Origin of the sequence: Novosphingobium resinovorum (assembly GCF_036352595.1) — a bacterium.
Classification (GTDB): domain Bacteria; phylum Pseudomonadota; class Alphaproteobacteria; order Sphingomonadales; family Sphingomonadaceae; genus Novosphingobium; species Novosphingobium resinovorum_B.
Map to the genome: position 1 here is coordinate 1 of NZ_JAZFAX010000085.1, position 4,298 is coordinate 4,298.

Annotated in this window: 3 protein-coding genes; 2 read left to right on the forward strand and 1 reads right to left on the reverse strand. The window is 65.0% G+C overall.

Annotation, left to right across the window (positions count from 1 at the left end; translation table 11 throughout):
• Positions 1-96: 96 nt before the first annotated feature.
• Positions 97-729 carry a flavodoxin gene (locus V2S85_RS26780; RefSeq protein WP_330705826.1) on the forward strand — a complete coding sequence of 211 codons (633 nt, stop codon included), beginning with the start codon at positions 97-99 and terminating at the stop codon, positions 727-729.
• A gap of 90 nt (positions 730-819) precedes the next feature.
• Positions 820-2,652, forward strand: a complete 1,833-nt coding sequence (locus V2S85_RS26785) for a TonB-dependent receptor (protein WP_330705827.1) — start codon at positions 820-822, stop codon at positions 2,650-2,652.
• Between the two features lie 124 nt (positions 2,653-2,776).
• On the opposite strand, the gene V2S85_RS26790 is transcribed toward V2S85_RS26785, so the two are convergent.
• Positions 2,777-3,847 (reverse strand): VOC family protein, encoded by a 1,071-nt coding sequence (locus V2S85_RS26790; RefSeq protein WP_330705828.1) that lies wholly within the window; start codon positions 3,845-3,847, stop codon positions 2,777-2,779.
• Positions 3,848-4,298: the final 451 nt, after the last annotated feature.

Consider the following 4,298-nt stretch of genomic DNA (forward strand, 5'->3'; position numbering starts at 1 on the left):
ACAAGCGCGTCGAGCCTTCGTGCAGGACGAGACCATCATGCCCGACGCGCTTGTGCAGGCGTCCGGGCCATCGTATTCAACCGCTGGACTCTCGTTATGATCGAGGGACTGACGGGGGGCAGGTCAGCCACCAAAACCGTCATAGGCGCGTCCAATGAATTCTCGCGTCGCACGCTGCTGGCCGCGCCCGCGATGCTGGCGTTTGCAAGCACCGCCGCCTGCGCACAGGAAGGAGGATCGATCGAGATGATGGGAAGCAGAACACTCGTCGCCTATCTGACGCGGTCAGGTAACACGCGGGTGATCGCCGAGGCGCTTCAGCGCAAGCTTGGGGCGACGCTGTTCGAGATCAGGCCGGCGCGTCCCTATCCAGCCGATTACGAACAGCATGTCGCTCAGACGGAGCGAGAACGACAAACTGGTTTCGAGCCCCCGCTCGCGGCGAGGGTCGAGGATATGGCGACATATGACGAGATTTTCCTCGGGCTGCCAATTTGGGGGACCACCGCGCTGGCACCCATCCGTTCGTTTCTCAAAGCGCATGACTTGGCCGGCAAAAGGCTCCGCCCATTCATAACTCATGGCGGCTATGGTGTCGGAAGTGCGCAGGACGTCATCGCCAGCCACGCGCCCCGATCCCGCATGGAGCCTGCCTTCGTCATGGAGGCCGATCAGGAGCGGCGGACGCTCAATGAAATTACCGGATGGCTGGGGCGGATACAGAGTTGACAGGCAGGTATTGTGAAAGGCACGTAGAAGTCCGAATGGCTTGGATGGGCGCTGTTCGGCCAGAACTCCACCGGCGGTGCCATCAACTACGTGGCGAACAAGCCCACCGACACGTTCGAGGCGGGCGGCAACGCCAGCTTCGGGCGCTTCAACACGTTCCAGGCCGACGCCTATGTCTCCGGCCCGCTGTCCGACACGCTCAAGGGCCGCATCGCCGTCACCGGCACGCGCTCGGGCGGGTGGCAGGAGAACTACACCCGCGACGACAGTATCGGTCGCCAGAAGAAGCTGGCCGGGCGCCTGCTGCTGGACTGGGAGCCGAGCGACCGCTTGCGCGTGAACCTGGACCTCAACGGCTGGATCGACAAGTCGGACAACCAGATCCCGCAGTTCGTCCAGGCCTCTCCGCGCGTCGCGACGCAGGCGGACCCGCGCCTGTTCCTGCAGCCCGCCGCGCCGCGAAACGCGCGCGCCGCCGACTGGGACGCGGGCCGTCCGTTCGACCGCAACAACAAGATGGGCCAGGCGATCCTGCGCCTCGACTACGACGTCACCGACCAGCTCACGCTGACCTCGCTGACCAACTACGCTTATGTCAGCATCGACAGCATCTTCGACAACGACGGCACCGCGCTGCCGCTGAGCTACGTCAACACTTCCGGCCACGTCGAGGCGTTCAACCAGGAATTGCGCCTGGCCGGGCGCATCGGCGCGGCCAACGTCACCGTCGGGGCCAGCTTTGCCGACGACAACAGCTACGAAAGCTCGTTCCAGGATTATGGCGGCATCCTGTCCAGCACCACCAACGTGGGCGCGACGCCGGAGAATCCGGACGGCGTGGGCGACATCCTGAGCAACGAGAACCGCGGCCGGCAGACCAACCGCGCCTATGCCGTGTTCGGCAACCTCGAGTACGAACTGAGTCCGCAACTGACGGTGCTGGGCGGCGTGCGCTACACCGATATCCGGCACACCAACCAGGCCTGCAGCGCCGACACCGGCGCGGGGGATTTCTCCGGCGTCATCAACGCACTGTTCGGCGGGCCGATCACCCAGCCGGGTGGCTGCATCACCCTGGCGTTCGACGGCGCCGCCTTCACCGCGCCGTTCCCGGTGCAGAAGTTCAAGGAGGACAATGTCTCCTGGCGCCTCGGCGTCAACTTCAAGCCGAACCCCGACACGCTGCTCTATGCGCTGGTCAGCCGGGGCTACAAGGCGGGCAACTATCCGGTCATCAACGCCACCGCGCGCTCACAGTTCGAACCGGTGCGGCAGGAGAAGCTGACGTCCTACGAAGCGGGCGTGAAGGCCGGGCTGGCGGACGGCCGGGTGCAGCTCAACCTCGCGGGCTACTACTACGACTACCGCGACAAGCAGTTGCTGACGAACACCACCGACCCGGTCTTCGGGCTGCTGCCGGTGCTGGCCAACGTGCCCCGGTCCCGCGTGATCGGCTTTGATTTCGACGCCACGGTGAAGCCGGTGGACGGGCTTACCTTGCGTGGGTCGGTCGGCCATGCGGACTCGAAGATCAAGGATTTCGCAGGCTACGACGCCTTCAACACGCCGGTCGATCTCAGCGGCAAGTCCTTCAACTTCTCGCCCAAGTGGACCGCCAACGCGGATGTCGAATACCGCTTCCCGGCCGGCTCTCTGGAGGCTTTCGTCAGCGGCGACATGTCGTACAACGGCGCGACTTACGCCGACCTTGCGCAGACGTCGTCGCTACGGATCGATCCCTACACGATCTATGGCCTGCGGGCCGGCATCGGCGCGCCCGATTGTAGCTGGACGGCGACGGTCTGGGGCAAGAACGTCTTCGACAAGTATTACTGGTACAACGTGCAGGTCGGCTACGACACGATCTGGCGGCTGACCGGGATGCCCGCGACATACGGCGTGACGCTTTCGTTCAGGATGTAGGCGACGCGCTGGCCCTCACGGGACGATGGAAGGCCCCGTCATGGCATTCCATCGTCCTGCAGGAGTAGGCGCGCCTCGCGCACCGCCGACGACAGGTGGCCGGGTTTCTTTCCCCGCGCCGGCGTCAGATCGCGTGCTCGTCGTCCTGCGTGATGTCCGCGAGATTGCCGCCCACCGGCTGCTTGCCCGGGTGCGACTTGCGGAACGGCTCGAAGCTCCGGCGGTCGGCGTCGAAGGTCATGTCCCAGGGAATGTCGTCGCCCCGAAAGATCGGCGGTGCATTGTTCGACCACAGCAGCGAGCCGAAGCGGAAGTCCCAGGCGCGCGGGATCCAGTTGTCATCGAGGTAGTCGGTATCCGCGTGGTACTCGGCCTCGCCGGCATGGCCGGGCATGTCGCAGTAGTAGTAGATCGCGCTGGAGATACGGTGGCGGGATATGCCGCCCGAGCTGTTCATCGTCTCGTTCTTCCAGCCCTTGCGATCCATGATGTTGGCGCCGAGCATGACTTCGTCGATGTCGTCCATGCCGAAGGCGATGTGCATGAACTTGAAGTGGTCGGGCGCGATCGGCAGGTCGCAGTTCACCCAGAAGATCGAGTGATGCTCGTATGTCCCGCTCGCGCGCGCGAAAATCCCCACGCCCTTGGAGTGATCGACGTAGCGGAAGCCCAGGTGCCGCTCGTAGAACTCGAAACTGCCGACGTAGTCGGGCGAGAAGAACACGACATGGTTGATCGTCTTGGGGATCGCCTTGCGGCGCCAGATGCGGTGCTGGTTGAAGCGGGGATGGCTGGCGGGGGTGTTGACCGGGCTTGCCTCGCTGGTGAAGGTCTTCTTGGCCCAGACCCGCAGCGCGATGGGCTGGCCGTCGGGGCAGACGGCGTGGACGGTGCCGTCGGCATCGCGCGTCACCGCGACTTCGCCGGCGAGGCTGGTGGCGATCCGGTCGAGGTTTTCGGCCGTATCGACGCCCCAGACGGTTTCCTTGAGGCCGTCGCCGGGGAACGGGTCGGGGGAGGGCAGGCGCGCGTCCCCATGGCGCCGCAGCACCAGCGTGCTGCCCGAGGCCAGGCGGAATACCGTCTCGTCGTCTCCGGCGGCTTCCAGCGGAAGCCCGAAGTCGGTCCAGAAGCGGGTGTGTTCGGCAATGTCCGCGACGCCGAAGACGACGCTTTCAACTCCCAAGATGCTCATCTTTTTCATGATCCTGTGGCTGGCAATGTTCCCGTTGTGGAGGCGTTGGCGCCACGGGAAAATCGCAAGTTCCGGGATCGCACCTATCGAGCGCGTCGATGGGGAATTTCGGGACGCGGCAGGTCAAAGGTCGTCATCCCGGCGCATGCCGGGACCGTGGGCAAGTCTTTAGGCGCGGGGCGCCCTGGCGCGAGGGGGCTTCTAAAGACAGCCCACGGTCCCGGCATGCGCCGGGATGACGAGCACCGGCCCCGGCTGCATTGACGCTTCAAGGCAAGGTCGTCACGTTCCGGGCGACGCGCCCCTCACCCGCCCTTGCGGAACAGCAGGGTGAGGAGGAACCATATGGTCTTCGCATCCAGCAGCCTGAGCGCGGCGCGGGCTTCGGCGGGGGTCACCTTGGCGACCATCGGCATGGCGCCGAAGATCTTGCCGCGGATGACGAGGTTGT

Bases quoted from the DNA above. Each gene is read 5' to 3' on its own strand.
- V2S85_RS26780 (WP_330705826.1), top strand. From the start codon at position 97: ATGATCGAGGGACTGACGGGGGGCAGGTCAGCCACCAAAACCGTCATA.
- V2S85_RS26790 (WP_330705828.1), bottom strand. From the start codon at position 3,847: ATGAGCATCTTGGGAGTTGAAAGCGTCGTCTTCGGCGTCGCGGACATT.